The sequence below is a fragment of the Pseudoprevotella muciniphila genome (assembly GCF_003265305.2).
In the GTDB taxonomy this organism is placed as follows: Bacteria; Bacteroidota; Bacteroidia; order Bacteroidales; family Bacteroidaceae; genus Alloprevotella; species Alloprevotella muciniphila.
Genome location: NZ_CP033459.1, coordinates 2,840,868 through 2,859,722 on the forward strand (window position 1 = coordinate 2,840,868; position 18,855 = coordinate 2,859,722).

Annotated in this window: 15 protein-coding genes; 12 read left to right on the plus strand and 3 right to left on the minus strand. The window is 50.5% G+C overall.

Features of this window, described 5'->3' with window-relative positions:
* The first annotated feature begins 46 nt into the window (after positions 1-46).
* On the plus strand, positions 47-2,824 hold the full coding sequence (locus C7Y71_RS11455) for a DNA methyltransferase (RefSeq protein ID WP_111899093.1): 2,778 nt from the start codon (positions 47-49) through the stop codon (positions 2,822-2,824).
* A 200-nt stretch (positions 2,825-3,024) separates the two neighbouring features.
* On the opposite strand, the gene C7Y71_RS12145 is transcribed toward C7Y71_RS11455, so the two are convergent.
* Positions 3,025-3,153, minus strand: coding sequence for a hypothetical protein (locus C7Y71_RS12145; protein WP_262883954.1), 129 nt, complete (start codon positions 3,151-3,153; stop codon positions 3,025-3,027).
* Between the two features lie 189 nt (positions 3,154-3,342).
* Positions 3,343-4,632, minus strand: coding sequence for an IS1380 family transposase (locus tag C7Y71_RS11460; RefSeq protein WP_151908913.1), 1,290 nt, complete (start codon positions 4,630-4,632; stop codon positions 3,343-3,345).
* 173 nt (positions 4,633-4,805) lie between these two features.
* Here C7Y71_RS11460 and C7Y71_RS11465 point away from each other — a divergent pair, with 173 nt between their 5' ends.
* From C7Y71_RS11465 to C7Y71_RS11495, 7 genes are all read left to right on the plus strand, one after another.
* Entirely contained in the window at positions 4,806-6,086 is a 1,281-nt protein-coding gene (locus C7Y71_RS11465) for a DUF4421 family protein (RefSeq protein ID WP_111899425.1), read from the plus strand.
* Between the two features lie 411 nt (positions 6,087-6,497).
* Positions 6,498-8,162, plus strand: coding sequence for a M13-type metalloendopeptidase (locus C7Y71_RS11935; RefSeq protein ID WP_394366628.1), 1,665 nt, complete (start codon positions 6,498-6,500; stop codon positions 8,160-8,162).
* 337 nt (positions 8,163-8,499) lie between these two features.
* Positions 8,500-9,603 carry a DHH family phosphoesterase gene (locus C7Y71_RS11475; protein WP_262883962.1) on the plus strand — a complete coding sequence of 368 codons (1,104 nt, stop codon included), beginning with the start codon at positions 8,500-8,502 and terminating at the stop codon, positions 9,601-9,603.
* Between the two features lie 129 nt (positions 9,604-9,732).
* A complete protein-coding gene (locus C7Y71_RS11480; RefSeq protein WP_226943483.1) occupies positions 9,733-10,941 on the plus strand; it encodes a glycoside hydrolase family 3 protein in 1,209 nt (402 codons plus the stop codon).
* 61 nt (positions 10,942-11,002) lie between these two features.
* Positions 11,003-12,190: a M13-type metalloendopeptidase gene (locus tag C7Y71_RS11485; RefSeq protein ID WP_151908915.1), complete on the plus strand. Its 1,188-nt coding sequence runs from the start codon at positions 11,003-11,005 to the stop codon at positions 12,188-12,190.
* Positions 12,191-12,638: 448 nt separating this feature from the next.
* Positions 12,639-12,890 (plus strand): type B 50S ribosomal protein L31, encoded by a 252-nt coding sequence (locus tag C7Y71_RS11490; protein ID WP_111899147.1) that lies wholly within the window; start codon positions 12,639-12,641, stop codon positions 12,888-12,890.
* Between the two features lie 196 nt (positions 12,891-13,086).
* Positions 13,087-14,283, plus strand: a complete 1,197-nt coding sequence (locus C7Y71_RS11495) for a Gfo/Idh/MocA family protein (RefSeq protein WP_111899146.1) — start codon at positions 13,087-13,089, stop codon at positions 14,281-14,283.
* Between the two features lie 162 nt (positions 14,284-14,445).
* Here the strand turns inward: C7Y71_RS11495 and C7Y71_RS11940 are convergent, their stop codons facing one another.
* A complete protein-coding gene (locus tag C7Y71_RS11940) occupies positions 14,446-14,607 on the minus strand; it encodes a hypothetical protein (RefSeq protein ID WP_193215924.1) in 162 nt (53 codons plus the stop codon).
* 94 nt (positions 14,608-14,701) lie between these two features.
* On the opposite strand from C7Y71_RS11940, the gene C7Y71_RS11500 reads away from it, so the two are divergent.
* The 4 genes from C7Y71_RS11500 to C7Y71_RS11515 are packed head-to-tail and all read left to right on the plus strand — an operon-like array spanning position 14,702 to position 18,760.
* Positions 14,702-15,445, plus strand: a complete 744-nt coding sequence (locus tag C7Y71_RS11500) for a type III pantothenate kinase (RefSeq protein WP_111899145.1) — start codon at positions 14,702-14,704, stop codon at positions 15,443-15,445.
* Positions 15,446-15,503: 58 nt separating this feature from the next.
* Positions 15,504-16,802 (plus strand): hypothetical protein, encoded by a 1,299-nt coding sequence (locus tag C7Y71_RS11505; RefSeq protein WP_226943485.1) that lies wholly within the window; start codon positions 15,504-15,506, stop codon positions 16,800-16,802.
* 14 nt (positions 16,803-16,816) lie between these two features.
* Positions 16,817-17,506, plus strand: a complete 690-nt coding sequence (gene lptC, locus C7Y71_RS11510) for an LPS export ABC transporter periplasmic protein LptC (RefSeq protein WP_111899143.1) — start codon at positions 16,817-16,819, stop codon at positions 17,504-17,506.
* Positions 17,507-17,524: 18 nt separating this feature from the next.
* The gene (locus C7Y71_RS11515; protein WP_111899142.1) at positions 17,525-18,760 is read left to right on the plus strand and encodes a hemolysin family protein; all 1,236 of its coding nucleotides are present in this window, start codon (positions 17,525-17,527) and stop codon (positions 18,758-18,760) included.
* The last annotated feature ends 95 nt before the right edge of the window (positions 18,761-18,855 follow it).

Sequence of the window (18,855 nt, forward strand, 5' to 3'; positions counted from 1 at the left end):
CAACGAAAAACGTACTGAAGCAGTAGCAAGCCCATATTTTGAAGTTATGAAATCGGACAAACAGCAAGCCAATGCCGCCAGTGCCTTTGCCAAGCGATGGGAGGACCGCGGATATGAGAAAGGCGACTCGCAGGTGTTCTGGACAGAGTTGCTCACGGAAGTGTATGGCATTGAAAACCCCAGCACGTTCATACGCTACGAAGAACAGGTGAAGGTGGACAAGACCAACTTCATCGACGGATACATTGCCTCCACGCGCGTGATGATAGAGCAGAAGAGCCTTGGCAAGGACCTGCGCAAGGGCATCGTGCAGAGCGACGGTTCAATACTCAACCCCTTCCAGCAAGCCAAGCGTTACATCTCGGGGCTGCCGCTGTCTATGCACCCGCGGTGGGTCGTTACGTGCAACTTTGAGGAGTTCCTCGTCTATGACATGGAGCAACCCAATGGTGAGCCGGAGAGCATCTTGCTGAAAGACCTCGGCAAGGAGTACTATCGCCTACAATTCCTCGTCAATCAGCAGAGCGAACACCTCACGAAAGAGATGCAGGTGTCGATGCAGGCAGGCGAAATAGTGGGGCACATCTATGATGCACTCCTTGCGCAATATGATGACAATTCGCCGGAAGCCCTGCGGTGGCTCAACATACTCTGTGTTCGCATCGTGTTCTGCCTCTATGCAGAAGATGCTGGCGTGTTTGCCCACGACCAGTTCCACGACTATCTTGTGGGCTACGAGGCAAAGGATATGCGCAGCGCACTCATCCGCCTCTTTGAAGTGCTCAACACCCCTGAGGAGAACCGCAGCCGCTACCTCATGGACGACCTCAAAGCCTTCCCTTATACCAATGGTGGACTCTTTGCAGAAGAAATAGAGATACCGCAGTTCACTGACGACCTCCGCCAGACACTGCTGCAACATGCCTCGCTCGACTTCGACTGGAGCGAGATTTCGCCCACCATCTTCGGCGCTGTGTTTGAATCGACACTCAACCCTGAGACACGACGCAGCGGAGGCATGCACTATACCTCGATAGAGAACATCCACAAGGTCATCGATCCGCTTTTCCTCAACGACCTGCGCCAAGAACTCGACGAGATATTGGAAGAAAAGATAGAACGGCAGCGCAACAAACGGCTTGATGCTTATCAAACGAAACTCGCTTCGCTCACGTTCCTCGATCCTGCTTGTGGCAGTGGCAACTTCCTGACAGAGACCTACCTCTCGTTGCGCCGACTTGAGAACGAAGCCATCCGCGAAAGGTATCACGGACAGAGTTTCCTTGCCCTCGACGGTGTGTCGCCCATCAAGGTCAATATCAACCAGTTCTACGGCATAGAAATCAACGACTTTGCCGTAACAGTAGCCACCACGGCACTATGGATATCAGAGGCACAGATGCTCGCTGAAACAGAACGCATCATCAACCACGACATCGACTTCCTGCCACTGAAATCATATACCAATATCGTAGAAGGCAACGCTCTGCGCACAGACTGGGAAAGCGTTGTACCAAAGGAAAAACTTAACTATATCATTGGTAATCCGCCGTTTGTGGGGTATTCATTGCAAAGTAAAGCGCAGAAAGAAGATATACTCAGTGTATTTGTTGATGAAAAAGGAAAACCATTCAAGACAGCAGGAAAGATAGATTTTGTGGCAGGTTGGTATTACAAGTCTGCACAACTGATGAAAGGAACAGATATTCGTGCAGCCCTTGTTTCTACCAATAGTATCACACAAGGTGAGCAAGTCGCTGCCATTTGGAAACCACTCAAAGAATTATTCGGAATACACATTGACTTTGCTTATCGCACTTTCCGTTGGGACAGCGAAGCAAGTCAGATGGCACATGTGCATTGTGTTATTGTCGGTTTCTCTTGTTCTAATGATAAAAGAACGAAAATTATCTATGACGGAGAACGCATAATTAAAGCAAACAACATCAATGCTTATTTGATTGATGCTCCAGATATTTTTATCCGAAGTGTAAATTTATCATTGTGCAAGATGCCTAAAATGCTTTCTGGAAATAGACCAACAGATGGAGGGCATCTTATATTGTCAAAAAACGAAAAGGACGAATTGCTTGAGAAAGAGCCACAAGCAACACCTTTTGTTAAACAATTTATGATGGGATATGAATTTATTAACAATGTGGAAAGGTTCTGTCTTTGGTTAGTAGATGCCAACCCTTCAGATTTAAGAAGGTGTCCTTTATTGATGAGAAGAGTTCAACTTTGCAAGGAGTCGCGAGAAATGAGCCCAGATAAAGGTAGGCAGAAATTAGCTGAAACACCAACTCTATTCCGTGAAACTTTAAACCCTGAAAGATTTATTGCTATTCCCAAGGTAACGTCAGAAAGAAGACGTTATATTCCTATGGGATATCTGGGTAAAAATGTAATTGCTGGTGACAAGTTGTTTATAATTCCTAACGCAAGTTTATATCTATTCGGAGTTTTAACTTCTAATGTTCACATGGCATGGATGCGTGCAGTTTGCGGCAGGTTAAAGAGTGATTATAGCTATTCTATAAATATCGTTTACAATAACTACCCCTGGCCCGAGGTAAGCGAGGAGCAGCGGGCGAAGATAGCGCAGACGGCACAGGGCATTCTTGATGCTCGTGCGTTGTATCCCGATTCCTCGTTGGCAGACCTTTACGACGAACTGACGATGCCTGCCGAACTGCGCAAGGCGCATCAGGCGAATGACCGCGCTGTGATGCAAGCCTACGGCTTTGATGTCAAGACGATGACCGAGAGCCAGTGCGTGGCAGAACTCTTCAAGATGTATCAACGGTTGACAGTTGATAGTTGAGAGTGAGTCTAAAAACTCTCGCAGATATCGCAGATATCGCAGATGACGCAGTAAAAATCTGTGAAATCAGCGAAATCAGCGAGCGACTGTCAGCGTAATTCTTGCTTTGCAAGCGAGTAAACTCGATTACCGCGTAATTCGCGTTCCAAAAAGCCACATAGTTGTTCAATAAATGAATGAAATCTTCGTTTCGTTTCCGTTCAGGTGTTCACGCGTTCACGCTTTGAGAATATGAACAACATGAACACCGTGAACACCGTGAACACCTTGAACACCGTGAACACCTTGAACACTTTGTACACTCCTGAAGAATATCCTAAAGTTTTCAAACAACGCGAAATATCTCTCAACCTAAAATCCGCAGATAATTTTTCGATTGTCTGATTTAGTCCTTGCTTATGATGATTCTGTCTGACTCTGGGCTTAGAAACGCTTGAGCTTGACTTGTATGCAGACACCTTCCCCTTACCCCGTAAGGTCGAGAGGCTTTGACCTAAGCATCAATGAAGAGTGTTAATCTATCCGTGCTCCCAAATTATGTTGTATGGTTTGTTGGAGTAGATGTTGAGTTTGTATTGTCGTGCCGTTCTGATCCACTTGGCAGGGACGGCGATGAATCTGAACAGAAAACTCTTGACTCTGTCTGTGGCCTTGATTCCAAAGAGGACGGCCATGAGCGGCAATGCCACGATGTATCGGTAGAAGTTTGCAGCCATGGCGGTGATAAGCAGGAATACGGTGTTCTGGTTCATGAATGACTTCGGCAGATGCGCCCATCCGAAGTCGTTGTTCTTGCGGTCGAAGACCTGCTCGGCAGTTCCTCGCTTGTTGTAGTGTTGTATGATCTCCTCATCGGTCATGTCCCAGTCGTTGGTCAATATACAGCGGTATGTGTACTCGCCGTCGAAGAGGTCTAGTTGCTCTCCCTTCTGCTTGCGCTGCCGCTGCACGACGAGGCGGCAATGCTTCACGTCCTCGAAACTCTCGAAGGGGAACGACTGCACGTCGTACTGCTGAAATCCTATCTCCACCGTAGTCCAGCCTGTCAGCCGCTTCACCTTCTCATACAGACCTGCATGCCGCTCGGCACGGATGTAGAACTTGTCAGTATGCTCCATGACCATCTTCACAATGTCCTCGCTGTAGGAGCCGCAGTCAGCACGGAAGCTCCTGACATGAATGCCGAACGACCTCATCATCTTGAAGAAACGCCGGTGAGTCTCTGCCTGCATGAAGCGCACGTTCGCATTGCCGTCACGGTTCTCAAGATAGGCTATCAGCCCGCCGATGGTGAACACGCCTGGGCTGTAGCCGTCAAAGCCCTTGTAGGTGCGCTTGCTGTCATACTTCTCTGCCTCAAGGAACTGGTGGTCGAAATCAACGTCGTATGCTCCGCCCTCCGTAAGCTGTCCCGTTGCCAGCAGCAACTTGATGAGCAGCTGGTTCAGTTTCTCAGCCGTGTTGAAGTCATAGACGTTGCCCGTCTTCTCCGCTGTATATGATATGTTCTCCGTTGCCAGTTCCTCTATGCCACGCAGCACAGTGTCCGCACTTGGGACACGGGTATGCGGACGCTCGGTAAGCACGTCCTTCAGATATAGGTTGAGGTCTTCCATGCAGTCGCCACCACAGCAGAAAACGGAGAAGACGGCTCGTATTATCTCGCTGTACTGATAGCCTATCAGCCTACTGCGAAGTCCTAGGTGAGAGTCGATTACAGAGGACAGAATAGAGTCGAATTTGTCCAAAACGAAAAATATTCCACCAAAAGCGGTGATTTTCTCAGATTTTTGTTGTACCTTTGTCATTGATAATTTTTGCTTGTCTTGATTTGCAGCACTAAGGTAAGTGAAAAATCTGAGATGGCAAAATCCTGAGCCGCTCGACTTTGCCGCTTCGCGCGTCGAAGAACTTTTTGTTGCCCTGGTACTTATAAAGAAAGTTAAACTAAAATGCTGCGGAATTAAGGTTCGTAACAATCATGTCTCCAGTATCAGTTATGACATTCTATTCTAAACACCATTCCCTGCCTATCCCGAAAGGTTCGAACAGAACCCGCCGGAAGGCTTTGCTCGCGGTATGTATGCTGCTGTGCATACAGCCGGCGGCCACTGCCCAGGAAACCGCCGACAGCGTGGAAGCGGACGGGAAGATGCCAGGGGTCATCAAGCAGGTGCTCGACAGGCTTAACCGCCCCCCACGCTACCTTGACGACCGCTATGTGCGAAAGCCGCCGACCAAGTTCATTGTCACCCTGAGGGGCAGAGTGCAGCAGACCGGTGTGCGCATCAACGACTATTCGGAGTTGGATACCGACTGGGGGCTTGCCAACAGCACACAGGCCGACTTGCGTATGCAAGAGCGCCTCCATTACAAGGCAGGATGCTATATCACCTATTCAGGCATCCGTGCCGGACTGGGCATGAGCGTAGGGCGCAAGAGCGCCGAGAAGAGTACATCCTTGTACCTCGGCTGCATCAACTCATACTACGGGATTACAGCCCAATATAACAATATCAAGGAGAAGGTGTCATCTGACATGCATTCCACAGTGGACTATCATGGTGAGAACTACGAAAACGACTCCATGGAGGGCGACGCTTACATGGAGTCGGACTATCCTGCCGACATGCGTGAGATACAACTCGACGGCTACTATGCCTTCAACCGCCGCCGCTTCGCCTATACCGCCGTATATGGCGGCAGTGTCGTGCAGCGACGTTCTGCCGGCTCGTGGATGCTGGGAATGAAGTACCTCTATGGGCGGGTGAAGTTCGACTCCAGGGAATCCTTTTTCCCCATCTACGTCGGCGGCATCACACGGTTTACCACCCAACAGTTGTCCGTAGGCGGAGGCTACAGTTACAACCTCGTAGTTCTGAACCGTGACGAAAGGGGGCCACTCCTGCGCGGTCTTCGCAACCTCACTTTCAACGCCACCTTCATGCCGATGGTCACCATGTTCAATCCGCTCACCATCTATTACGACAAAAATCTCGTGGAATGGTTCGGCTATGAAACCGACCATCGCACTCGCAAGTCACATCCGGAACTCAACTACACTGCCACGACGGGCATGGCGCTGAGCATCGACCGCTTCAGTTTCGTCGTCAAAGTCCACTACGACAACTTCCGCTTCAACACAGGCTTACGGAATGAGAACCAGAACAAACTGGGCGATGAGTATGCCATGCAGAAGAACCGCATGAAAGGGCGCTTTTTCAACTGGGGCGTGAGGGCAGATTTTCAAATGAAGTTTTAACCAATGTAATAAAAAAGAACTATGAAAAGAATCATGAAATGGGTGCTCGCCGCCACCCTCATCAGCGGCGCAAGCGTATTCACATCGTGTGATGACAATTCAATAGACAACCCGGTAGTGCCAGACCACTTCATCAACGAGGCATTGATGGACAAGACCGTTAAGCCCGGCGACGACTTCTACATGTATGCCCTGGGCACCTGGTTCAATTCACATAAAGAGGGCGACCTGGGTTACATGAAGTCTTACGGTGCAATAAACTCCAATGAGGTTGAAAAGGGCCTGTTTGCCTCCGACAACCCCCTGGCCCGGCACCTCGTGCGGAATATTGAGGCTCCTGCGCCATCATTCAATGAAGACGTGAAGGCCGTACTCGACTATCTGGACATCCAGAAGCCGACGGGAATCGGCATGCTGCTGACCGAAATCGGCAAACTGCAGGACAAGGGGCTGAATCCGATATTCTCGAAAAAAGTGGATCTACATATGCAATCCCACTCCTGCCAGGAAATAGTGAGCAGAGGCTTCCAGACACAATTGGTAGAATATTTTCTGGAAAGTAAAAAGATAGACGTGCTGAAATCATCGTACATCAAGTACATACTGACGACCATCGACAACGTGGCAGATCCGGAGCGCACGAAGGCGGCAGGCTATGAGGCGGAACTCGAGGAGCGCGTCAGCGCGATTCTCGCCGAGGAGCAATTGATTTATGCGACAGCCCATGATGGCGGCGATACCTCCGACTCAGACCGTCAGGGCATGTGGAACGTGCGCGACATACCTGAATACACCGAGGCCAGAAGCTTCGCGCGGGGCCGTGCCACACGTGCCGGGGGCGGCGTCGAAGACGAAGTCACCCGGGAGACGCTGGAGGAAGCATTCCATCCAATGGCTGGTGCAATCTTCGACGAATCCCCCGCCTTCAAGAAATATGTGGAACAGAAAGGCGGCATCACGACCGTGCTGAAGACGATGGACAACTGCTACGACTACCTGAGATACTATGCCGTCATGAGCGTATTCGGCTACATAAAGGCTAATTATGCCGGTAAAAGCGAAGAAGCCGTCAAGAGTAATATCGTAGCGGAATTGAAAAAGACAAGCCTCTTCCTGATGAACAAGTTGAATGCGGACGTACTACGGAAGATGGGGCAAGCCGGGGCAGACCGCTGCCTGACGATGCTGGAGAAAATGCGCACCGTGTTCCGACAGCGCCTCGAAACGCTCGATTGGCTGAGCGACGCCACGCGCCAGGAGGCACTGAAGAAACTGGAGGCCATGCAGTTCTTTGTCGGCATGCCCGACAACCTTAGCGAAGGCGAGTTCACCCTCGACGAGGGGAACACGCTGGTCGAGGACGCCCTGTCCATCATGGCGCAGAATGAAGCCATCAGGCATAACATGTGCGGAAAAGTTGAGCAGCATGTCCGCGCCATCATCGACTATGAAACCGATTATAGCGAACTGAACGCCAGTTATGCTACCGATATGAACTGTCTGATCATCTTGCCGCAATTCATCAGTGAAGGCTTGTTCCCTGCCGATGATGAATACACCCAGTACGTTGCCGCTACAGTCTTCGCCCACGAGATGACCCACGGCTTCGATGCCAATGGGGCAAAGTATGACGAACGGGGATACCTGAGAAACTGGTGGTCATCAGAATCCAAAGCGAAGTTCGAGGCCAAGCAGCAGGAGATGATTGCGCTCTACAACCGTATGGAGGCCTACCCGGGACAGCCGGCCGACGGCGAAAAGACGCTGACGGAGAACATGGCCGACTACGGCGGCATGACGCTGGCCTACTCACTCTTCAAGCAGAAGAAAATGGATGAGGGGCTTCAGGGGGCTGCCCTCGACTATGCCTGCCGGGAGTTCTTCCTGCACTATGCAAAACTGTGGCTGGAATATCCCACCCTTGCCCAAAAGCAGGCGTTGTACCTTGACGTCCATTCAATCCCCCAAAACCGCGTCAATGTCATCGTGACACTCTTCGACGACTGGTACAGGCTCTTCAACGTGACTGACGGGAAACTCTATCTCGCACCAGAGAAGCGCGTGCAGATCTGGTGATATATATTTCATAACAGAGGGACGGTTCTTTTGTTATCGTGCTGTGATAACGAAAGAACCGTCCCCGTGTATGTTCCGAAGTCCTAAGTGTGAGTCTATCACAGAGGACAGAATAGAGTCGAATTTGTCCAAAACGAAAAATATTCCGCCAAAAGCGGTGATTTTCTCAGATTTCGTTGTACCTTTGCTATGCCATTGATGTTTTTTGCTTGTCTTGATTTGCAGCACTGAGGTAAGTGAAAAATCTGACATGATATAAAGGAAGTTAAACTAAAGTGCTGCGGAATTTAGGAATAATTTAAAAGTCAGAAAGATGATGAGAAAAATCATGCAATGGATGGTGGCTGCCACCCTGACAAGCAGCCTCTTTGTATGGACATCCTGTTCGAACGATGACAATGCGATGATTCCGCAGCCCGGCCATGAAACGGAGTTCGGCGCACTGCTGAAAACACTGGACTGGGGCACGGACACATGCTTCGTCTATGGTCACAAGACACCCGACGTGGATGCCGTCACCTCGGCCTTGTCGTATGCCAGGCTGATGCGGCTGATGGGCTACAACTGCAAGGCCAAGGTGTCGAGCGGGATGAACCGCGAGACGGCCTATATCGCCCGCGTGTTCGGCTTCGCGCTGCCCGAACTGAAGTCGAGCGTGGTGCCGCAGACACGGCTCATCCTGACCGACCACACCGACTATGCCCAGTGCGTGGAGGGTGCCCGCGAAGCCGTTGTCCTGCAGAAGATAGACCACCATGTGGAGGGCGACATTGCAGACAGCGGCATCCCCTTTGTGCGCCGCGAGATGGTTGGCTCCACCAACACCATCATCTACGAGATGTATAAGGAACAGGGCATCACCATCGACGACGAGACCGCCCGCATCATGCTGGCAGGCATCATCAGCGACACGCGCAACCTGTCGAAAACCACCACGCAGGCCATCGACTCCACGGCATTGCAAGCTCTGACCGCACAGTTGGCCATCAGCCCCGACTCCGTGGCTCGTCTGAACCGTGGCATGGAGGATGCAGCCACCGACTATACCGGCATGGCCGATGCCGAGATTTTCCTCTCCGACTACAAGGAATACGAGATTGGCGGTCATCTGCTTGGCTTCGGCAGCCTCGTCTGCAAGCAGAGCCAGATGGAAGCCTTCATCGACCGCATGCTGGCAGTCATGCCCGAAGTGATGGGGCAACGTGGGCGGCAGATGCTCGTTGCCAAGATTGACAACATGGTGGAGAACACGGGCGACGACCGTGCCGAACGGCCTTACGTGGAGAATGGCACCTATTTTATATATTATGGTGAAGGTGCCAAGCAGGTGGCCGAGGGCGTCTTCGGTCCGTCATTGCGTGAGGGTGTCTGCTATACATCCGAGGAACTCTCACGCAAGCAGATAGTGCCGCGCATCACTGAAGTGCTGACTGGTAATTAAGATTAGTAATGTTTCATTAAACACAACGACGATGAGAGCGTGCGCCGCATACTGAAACTGAAGAAGCAAGCAGGACACCAGACTCTACTCTGACAGTCAGAAATAATTAATATACATATAATAAAAGAAATGAGAAAGACAAAGAAACTTTGGATGCTCGCCGCCACCCTCGTTTGCGGCGCAAGTGTATTCACATCGTGTTCGTCGGACAACGACGACATTCCTGTCGCGCCGACAGACGAGGTGGAGGCGCAACTGCAGAAGATGACGCTGCGCGAGAAGGTGGGGCAACTGTTCTATGTGCGCCCCGAGTGTCTCGACACCACCATCCACTTCAACCAGCCCAGCAGCGTCGACGGCAGTACGGACGACATCAGGGCCATCAAGTTGCAGGCCGTCAACGAGACCATGCGCGGCGTGAACGAGAAATACCCCGTGGGCGGCGTAATCCTCTATGCCCACAACATCGAGGACGAGGCACAACTCACGGCTTTCATCGCCCAGATACGCGCACTTGGCGGCTCGCCGCTGCTCTGCATCGACGAGGAGGGAGGCCGCGTGGCCCGCATCGCCAACAACGGGAACTTCGCAGTGGAGAAGTTTGAGTCGATGGCGGCCATCGGTGCCACGGGCGATGCGCAGAATGCCTACCACTGCGGCAACACCATCGGCACCTATCTGCGCCGCTACGGCTTCGACATCGACTTCGCCCCCGTGGCCGACGTGAACACCAACCCTGAGAACATCGTCATCGGTGCCCGTGCCTTCAGCGACAATCCCGAGGTGGCCGCGCCGATGGTTGTCAGCTATCTGCAGGGGCTGAAGGATGCCGGCGTGACGGGCTGCATCAAGCACTTCCCCGGCCACGGCGACACCAAGGCCGACACGCACTTCGGCTATGCGCAGAGCCTGAAGACGTGGGCCGAGATGCTCTCCTGTGAGATGACGACCTTCAAGGCTGGCATCGCGTGGGGCGCGCAGTTGATTATGACGGCCCATATCGCCACGCCCAACGTGACAGGCACGGACATCCCCGCCACCATGTCGAGCATCATCCTGCAAGACAAGTTGCGCGGCGAACTGGGCTATCGGAACATCATCATCACCGACGGCATGGAGATGGGAGCCATCACCCAGCAATACACTAATGCCGAGGCCGCCGTGGGTACGCTGCTGGCTGGTGCCGACATCGTGCTTGGCCCGCAGAACTTCGTTGGTGCCTTCGATGCCGTCATCAAGGCCGTGGAGGACGGCACGCTCACCGAGGAGCGCATCAACCAGAGCGTGCGCCGCATACTGAAACTGAAGAAGCAAGCAGGACACCAGACTCTACTCTGACAGTCAGAAATAATTAAAAGACGAAGTCACCCAGGAGACGCTGGAGGAAGCATTCCATCCGATGGCTGGTGCAATCTTCGACGAATCCCCCGCCTTCAAGAAATATATGGAACAGAAAGGCGGCATCACGACCGTGCTGAAGACGATGGACAACTGTTACGACTACCTGAGATACTATGCCGTCATGAGCGTATCCAACTACATGAAGGCTCGTTATGTCGGTCAAAGCGAAGGAGCCGCCAAAAGTATTATCGTAGCGGCATTGAAACAGACAAGCCCCTTCCTGATGAACAAGTTGAGTGCGGACGTACTACGGAAGATGGGGCAAGCCGGGGCAGACCGCTGCCTGACGATGCTGGAGAAACTGCGCACCGTGTTCCGACAGCGCCTCGAAACGCTCGACTGGCTGAGCGACGCCACGCGCCAGGAGGCACTGAAGAAACTGGAGGCCATGCAGTTCTTTGTCGGCGTGCCCGACAACCTTAGCGAAGGCGAGTTCACCCTCGACGAGGGGAACACGCTGGTCGAGGACGCCCTGTCCATCATGGCGCAGAATGTAGCCATCAGGCATAACATGTGCGGAAAACAAATTGAGCAGCAGATCCGCGCCATCATCGACTATGAAATCGATTATAGCACGAAGAACGCCTTTTATAATTGCGAGATGAACTGTCTGGTCATCTTGCCGCTATTCATCAGTGAAGGCATGTTCCCTGCCGATGATGAATACACCCAGTACGCTGTCGCTACAGTCTTCGCCCACGAGATGACCCACGGCTTCGATGCCAGGGGGGCAAAGTATGACAAACAGGGATACCTGACAGACTGGTGGTCATCAGAATCCAAAGCGAAGTTCGAGGCCAAGCAGCAGGAGATGATTGCGCTCTACAACCGTATGGAGGCCTACCCCGGACAGCCGGCCGATGGCAAAAAGACGCTGGCGGAGAACATGGCCGACTACGGCGGCATGACGCTGGCCTACTCACTCTTCAAGCAGAAGAAAATAGATGAGGGGCTTCAGGGGGCTGCCCTCGACTATGCCTGCCGGGAGTTCTTCCTGCACTATGCAAAACTGTGGCTGGAATATCCCACCCTTGCCCAAAAGCAGGCGTTGTACCTTGACGTCCATTCAATCCCCCAAAACCGCGTCAATGTCATCGTGACACTCTTCGACGACTGGTACAGGCTCTTCAACGTGACTGACGGGAAACTCTATCTCGCACCAGAGAAGCGCGTGCAGATCTGGTGATATATATTTCATAACAGAGGGACGGTTCTTTTGTTATCGTGCTGTGATAACGAAAGAACCGTCCCCGTGTATGTTCCGAAGTCCTAAGTGTGAGTCTATCACAGAGGACAGAATAGAGTCGAATTTGTCCAAAACGAAAAATATTCCGCCAAAAGCGGTGATTTTCTCAGATTTTATTTGTACTTTTGCCATGTCATTGATGATTTTGCTTGTCTTGATTTGCAGCACTAAGGTAAGTGAAAAATCTGACATGGCAAAATCCTGAGCAATATTTTGTTACCCAGGAACTTAAAAAGGAAGTTAAACTAAAGTGCTGCGGAATTTAGGCTCAAAATAATTTTGTGAAATAAAAAAGTTGTGGTAATTTTGCAGCCGATTAGACCATTACACGTTAATTGTTACCAAAACATTGATTTAACGTAATAGAATAAAAAAGAGCAAAATAGCAATGAAACAAGGTATTCATCCCGAAAATTATCGCCCTGTAGTATTCAAGGATATGAGTAACGGCGATATGTTCCTTTCCCGTTCTACATGCCGCTCCAACGAGACTGTAGAATTCGAAGGTGAGACTTATCCTTTGGTTAAGATTGAAATTTCAAACACTTCACATCCTTTCTATACCGGTAAGTCGAAACTTGTCGATACGGCAGGTCGTGTAGATAAGTTCATGAGCCGCTACGCAAAGGCACGCAAGTAATAAATTTATTTCTACGCAAACGAAACAACTCGTTAGCGCGTGAAAATATAAATGTTATAGAACTTGGCGGAGGCACCATCGGTGCTTTCGCTTTTGTTGTTGAATTGTACTAATAAAGTACACCTAAAATCTTTCACTTTTTTCGCAGTCATTTCAGATAAATATCTAATTTTGTTGCTGCAAAAAGTCGTATCGCATGCTTGAATTTCGTACAGAACCCATAAAGAACATCCGAATAGCCCTTATCGGACTGGGGCAAAGGGGTATGAAAACCCTTGAGCGCTATGCCTATATCCGCGGTGCTGAGATACGCTACGTGGCAGACCTGGACGAGGAGCGCCTTGACATAGCCAATGCCGTGCTTGCAGCCTCGGGTCGTCCGCAGGCGCGCAAGATGGTGGGCGAAGAGGCTTGGCGGGAGGTATGCAGGCAGGACGATGTTGACTTGGTGTATATCTGCACGGAATGGCGGACACACACGCCTATGGCTGTCGAGGCGATGACGTGTGGCAAGCATGTGGCAGTGGAAGTGCCTATCGCCACGACGATAGAAGAGTGCTGGCAAATCGTTGATACGGCAGAGCGCACACGTCGGCACTGCTTTATGACCGAGAACTGCTGTTACGACAACTTCGCCCTTGCCACGCTCGAAATGAGCCGAGAGGGGCTCTTCGGTGAACTGACGCACGTGGAAGGCGCGTATATACACGACCTGCGCGACACGCTCGGCCTTTCTGCCTCTGCTGCCGCAAAACAGCAAGTGTGGATGGAGGTGAGTTTTGCCCGACATGGCGGAAATGCCTATCCCACTCACGGCATGGGACCGATAGGGTGGCTCATCAACCTGCACAGGGGCAACCGCATGACGCATCTCGTCTCGATGACTTCAAACGGTGCGGGAACTGACAGGATGCTCGGGAAAGTAAATTCCACGCTCATACATACAGCGGCGGGAATAACAATCCTCCAGCAACTCGACGTTACCACACCGCGCCCTTACAGCCGTCTGCAAACCATCTGCGGTTCCGAGGGATATGCACAGAAATACCCATTGCCAACCCTTCGCCTTGCTGATTCGGATAAGTTGCTCACCGGAGAAGATGCTCTGAATAAGGCTGACGGCTTCATGCAAAAGAACCCTGCCTCGGGCTATTGGAACGAGGGGCGCAGCATCGGTGTTCCCAACGAGATGAACTATGCCATGGACTGCCGCCTCGTGCATTGCCTTCACTATGGGCTACCGCTGGACATTGACGTGTACGATGCAGCAGAATGGTCTGCCATAGCACCTCTTTCAAAACTTTCGGCAGAAAAAGGCGGCATGCCGGTCGAGGTGCCCGACTTTACACGCGGGCGGTGGGATGTACTCACGTCGCATAGGTTCTATCAATAATTTAAGTTTCGCAAGTTTCACTTGCTTGAAGTTGACGAAGTTAGCGGAGTTAGCGAAGTTAGCGAAGTTAGCGAAGTTAGCGAAGTTAGCGGAGTTAGCGAAGTTAGCGGAGTTAGCGAAGTTAGCGGAGTTAGCGGAGTTAACGAAGTTAACGACGATACGTTAGACCAATAAAATACCAAAGAAGAAAAAGAAAACATCAGCATTAGTAACGTCGTTAACTTCGAGCGTAGCGATAACTTCAATAACTTCGATAACTTCAAAAAAAGCGGCAACTCCGATAACTCTGAGCGTAGCGATAACTTCAGAAAGTTGAATAATCATGAGGAGTTCGTATTATATATGCAATTATATATGCAACTTAAAACACGTTTGGTTTTGCGAATTCCAATTCTATAAGTAATTTTGCACCGGAGAAATGAATCTGGTAATTGACATCGGTAACACGTTTGCCAAGGCCGCAGTATTCAAAGGGAACCAACTGCAGAAGGCTGTACACTTCAGACGCAACGACCTCGGACCTCTTGAGGCGTTTCTTGAGGATGTAGAGCCCATTGCCTGTGCCTTCTCTTCTGTGGCAGACCATACGGAGAACATTGAGGCAATGCTCGGGCGATTGAATTGCAGAGTGCTGCATGTTACAGGACAAACACCTGTGCCGTTCGTAAACCTCTACAGCACGCCCCGGACACTGGGTAGCGACCGCCTTGCCGCCGTGGCAGGTGCCTACAAGTTGCTTCCAGGCAAGAATGTGCTCGTCATCGATGCCGGTACTTGCATAACCTACGACTTTATCGATGCCAACGGTTGCTATCACGGCGGGAACATTTCTCCCGGTCCGGCGATGCGCTTCCAGATGCTTCACGAGCAGACGGCACGTCTTCCGCTCATTGATGAAGATGGTGAAAAACCTCTCCTTGGCGACGATACCAAAACGGCTATAAGGAGTGGTGTGCTGCATGGTGTGAGGTATGAAATGCAAGGCTATATCAATGAACTCAGCGAGGAGCACTCCAACCTGAAAGTCATAATGACAGGCGGGAAGAAGAAAAATCTTATCCTGAGTTACGAGATATGGAACGATATTGTTCATGAACCGTATCTTGTAGAAATAGGTCTGAATGCCATTCTGCAGTACAATCTGAATACTCCTAAACTATAATCCCCTCTAAATAGAAATAATACTGATAATGAGCAATATAAAGAAAGTTTTATGCACGATGGCACTAATACTGCCCACGTTTACTGCACTGGCGCAAACCAATGGTAGTAACTCGCCATATTCAAGATATGGTTTCGGATTGCTTGGCGACGGTGCACAAGGGTTCAACAAAGGCATGGGAGGCGTGGCATACGGCTTCAGTTCCAACCGCGACCTGAATTTCAAGAATCCCGCCAGTTATTCTGCCATTGATTCACTCTCGCTCGTGTTCGATATAGGACTTACGCTTCAGAATGCCAATATCGGCACTTCCAGGCATAAGACGAATGCCCGCAACACCTCGCTCGACCATGTCAATGTGGGTTTCAGGGCAGCGAAGAACCTTGGTGTGTCGCTTGGGCTAAGACCTTTCAGCACTATCGGCTACAGCATTTCTCAGGACGAGAGCAATTCGCTCAACAGCGGTGAAATCACCCAGACCGACGTCTATAAGGGAGATGGTGGCTTGCATGAAGTTTACATCGGTGCAGGATGGCGCCCCTTCAAGCCGATAGCAATTGGTGTGAATGTGGGTTATCTGTGGGGCGAAATGACCCACAACGTAACCGCATCCTTCAGCGACGCGACGATTTATTCGCGAAGAAGAGAATACGCAGCAAACATCAGTACCTATAAACTCGGGTTTGGTCTGCAATACTATCAGCCCATCAGCAAGAAACTCAGTCTTACCATAGGTGCAGCCTATCAACTTGGCCACGAAATAGACAATGCCGCAAAATATTACGACCAGAAACTTTCATCATCGGCGGTGATTACTGCGGACACACAATTCGTGAAGAAAGCCTTCCAACTGCCCCATACTTTCGGTGCAGGCGTGATGGTCAACTATAAGAACAAACTGAAGGTAGGTCTCGACTACACGTTCCAGAAGTGGAAGGACGTAAAATTTCCCGAACTTAATGCCAAGACAGGGCTTTATGAATCCGTCAAGGGAGCATTTTCCAACAGCCACAAGATGGCGCTGGGTGCAGAATTCATTCCCAACCCCGAGAGCATGCATTGGGGCAGCCACGTGAGGTATCGTGCCGGTGTTTCCTACACCACGCCATATCTTCGCATCAACAATGGCGACGGTCCTGCAAGTTATGCTGCAAGCATAGGAGTGGCATTGCCGCTGATAAAGACGCATGGAACTTATCGCGCCACTACATACCAAAACTGCAACCTGCTCAACTTCTCAGCACAGTTTGAGCGTGTACAGCCCAAACACTCGTGGCAGATTGCAGAAAACTACATCAGGTTTACTATCGGAATTACCTTCAATGAAAGATGGTTCCAAAAGTGGAAAGTGGAATAATAGGGACATAGCCTGTGAAACGTTTTTCATTCCTGTTACCGCTACTGCTTGTCCTCTCCTTGCTGTTCTCGGCATGTACGGAGGACAAACCACCTATGGGCGAAGTGGTCAGGAACAGAGATTCCCTGCCGATCATGATAACAGGCGGCTGCTCTAAGATTATTTCCGACTCTGGCGTGGTGCGTTACCGCATTGTGGCTGAAGAATGGAAGGTCTTTGACAAGACCACTCCTTCGAGAATGGAATTTGTGAAAGGCATCTTCATGGAGCGCTTCGACAAACAGTTCCGTCCCAATCTGCTCATAACAGCCGACACCGCCTTCTGCTACAATCAGAGCCTTTGGGAACTGCGCGGAAGAGTGGTGATCAAAAACAAGCAGACAGGCACTCTCTTCAAGAGCGAAGAACTCTTCTGGGACCAGAGTAAACACCTCGTTTATGGCAACAAATACATGCGCATAGTGGAGCCCGACCGCGAGATAGAGGGCGACACCTTCAAGTCGAACGAAGACATGACCATGTACGAAATTACACAAAGCAGCGGATTTATGCCCAGCAGCGGGTTCAAGAAAAGCATGAACGGTGGCGGTGCTCCGGCCGCCAATGCCAATGCTGCATCGGACTCTGCATCGGTAGGCGACTCTGCAACGACTGCACCGCCTGCTCCTGCTGCCGCACCACAATCGGCTACCAACAATAAGTAGTATAAAACACTCTGAACTATGCTTTTTCTCATTATTTGTCTGATTTTCTTGGCGATTTTTGCAGCCGGATGCTATGTTGCTTTCATGGCTCCCGACCTTCTGATGATCAGGCTGGAAGTGAAAGAGCAAAAAGAAGTATCCGGACCATTCAAGTTGATACACCGCCATTCACGCTTGTTCTTGCAGACCATGCTCGCAGTAGTGGTGTTGGCACTCTTTATGGCGTCATTGTTGGCCTATAAAGATTATTCAGCAAGTTTTGATGCGCTCTACTTCTGGCAGAAATTGCTATGCTTCCTGCTGCTGATTGTGGCAAGTGTCCTGTTGATAGTCATTCTTCCTTATCGCGTCGTGGCAAGCAGCAGGGCAGACAATATCGTGATGAGGATGGCAATGCCCGCTTTCATACTCTTTTCCATATTTTGTGTGCCTGTGTTCATCCTTTCCGAACTCACTGCCGCGGTGCTGCGATTCTTCGGTTTTATGCCTGTGCCGAAGGAGAAGGGTAGGGAATACGACCTCGAAACACTCGTACAGATGGAACTCGAGCAAGTGGCTGCAAACGACCACGGCGAAGAAGTGAGAATGTTTCAGAACGCCTTGGAATTCGGTGAACTTGATGTCAGCCAGTGCTTGGTGCCTCGGACAGAAATTGTCTATGTAACGCGAGACAGTTCAAAACAGGACTTGGTTGACTTGTTTGTCAAAAGCGGAAAGTCGAAAATTATCGTCTGCGATGACGACCTCGACCATATCATAGGCTATGTACACTCCTACGAACTCTTCAAGAGCAAGGCGGACTGGACAGAGGACATCCTTTCGATACCGATAGTGCCTGAGGCGATGCCCGCAGCAAAACTCATGCAGATGCTCCTTCAGGAAAAGCGCTCGTTGGCGGTTGTAGTCGATGAATTCGGTGGTACGACGGGTATAGTCAGCATTGAGGACATTCTTGAGGAAATACTCGGCGAAATAGAAGACGAGCACGACCATTCCACATACACTGCACGCAAGACACCCGATGGCGACTATCTGCTCAGTGCGCGAATAGAAGTGGAGCATGTGAACGAAACGTTCGGACTGAATTTGCCTGAAAGCGATGATTATCAAACCATAGCCGGGCTAATACTGAACTCCAACCAGCGATTTCCTAAAATAGGCGATGTGGTGAAAATCGGAGAGTTTTCGTTCAAGATTATTCGTACTACACAGCGGAAAATAGAACTCGTCCGCCTTTCAGTGGATGAAAAATGAATAATTAAACTTTCAGAAGTTATCGCTACGCTCGGAGTTATCGGAGTTAACGAAGTTATCGACGATACGTTGAACCGATGAATAACAAAGGAAGA

Coding starts and splice junctions, on each gene's coding strand:
- C7Y71_RS11455 (WP_111899093.1), top strand. CDS start 47: ATGAAATCGGACAAACAGCAAGCCAATGCCGCCAGTGCCTTTGCCAAG.
- C7Y71_RS11460 (WP_151908913.1), bottom strand. CDS start 4,632: ATGACAAAGGTACAACAAAAATCTGAGAAAATCACCGCTTTTGGTGGA.
- C7Y71_RS11465 (WP_111899425.1), top strand. CDS start 4,806: ATGTCTCCAGTATCAGTTATGACATTCTATTCTAAACACCATTCCCTG.
- C7Y71_RS11935 (WP_394366628.1), top strand. CDS start 6,498: ATGCTGCTGACCGAAATCGGCAAACTGCAGGACAAGGGGCTGAATCCG.
- C7Y71_RS11475 (WP_262883962.1), top strand. CDS start 8,500: ATGGTGGCTGCCACCCTGACAAGCAGCCTCTTTGTATGGACATCCTGT.
- C7Y71_RS11480 (WP_226943483.1), top strand. CDS start 9,733: ATGAGAAAGACAAAGAAACTTTGGATGCTCGCCGCCACCCTCGTTTGC.
- C7Y71_RS11485 (WP_151908915.1), top strand. CDS start 11,003: ATGGCTGGTGCAATCTTCGACGAATCCCCCGCCTTCAAGAAATATATG.
- C7Y71_RS11490 (WP_111899147.1), top strand. CDS start 12,639: ATGAAACAAGGTATTCATCCCGAAAATTATCGCCCTGTAGTATTCAAG.
- C7Y71_RS11495 (WP_111899146.1), top strand. CDS start 13,087: ATGCTTGAATTTCGTACAGAACCCATAAAGAACATCCGAATAGCCCTT.
- C7Y71_RS11940 (WP_193215924.1), bottom strand. CDS start 14,607: ATGATTATTCAACTTTCTGAAGTTATCGCTACGCTCAGAGTTATCGGA.
- C7Y71_RS11500 (WP_111899145.1), top strand. CDS start 14,702: ATGAATCTGGTAATTGACATCGGTAACACGTTTGCCAAGGCCGCAGTA.
- C7Y71_RS11505 (WP_226943485.1), top strand. CDS start 15,504: ATGGCACTAATACTGCCCACGTTTACTGCACTGGCGCAAACCAATGGT.
- C7Y71_RS11515 (WP_111899142.1), top strand. CDS start 17,525: ATGCTTTTTCTCATTATTTGTCTGATTTTCTTGGCGATTTTTGCAGCC.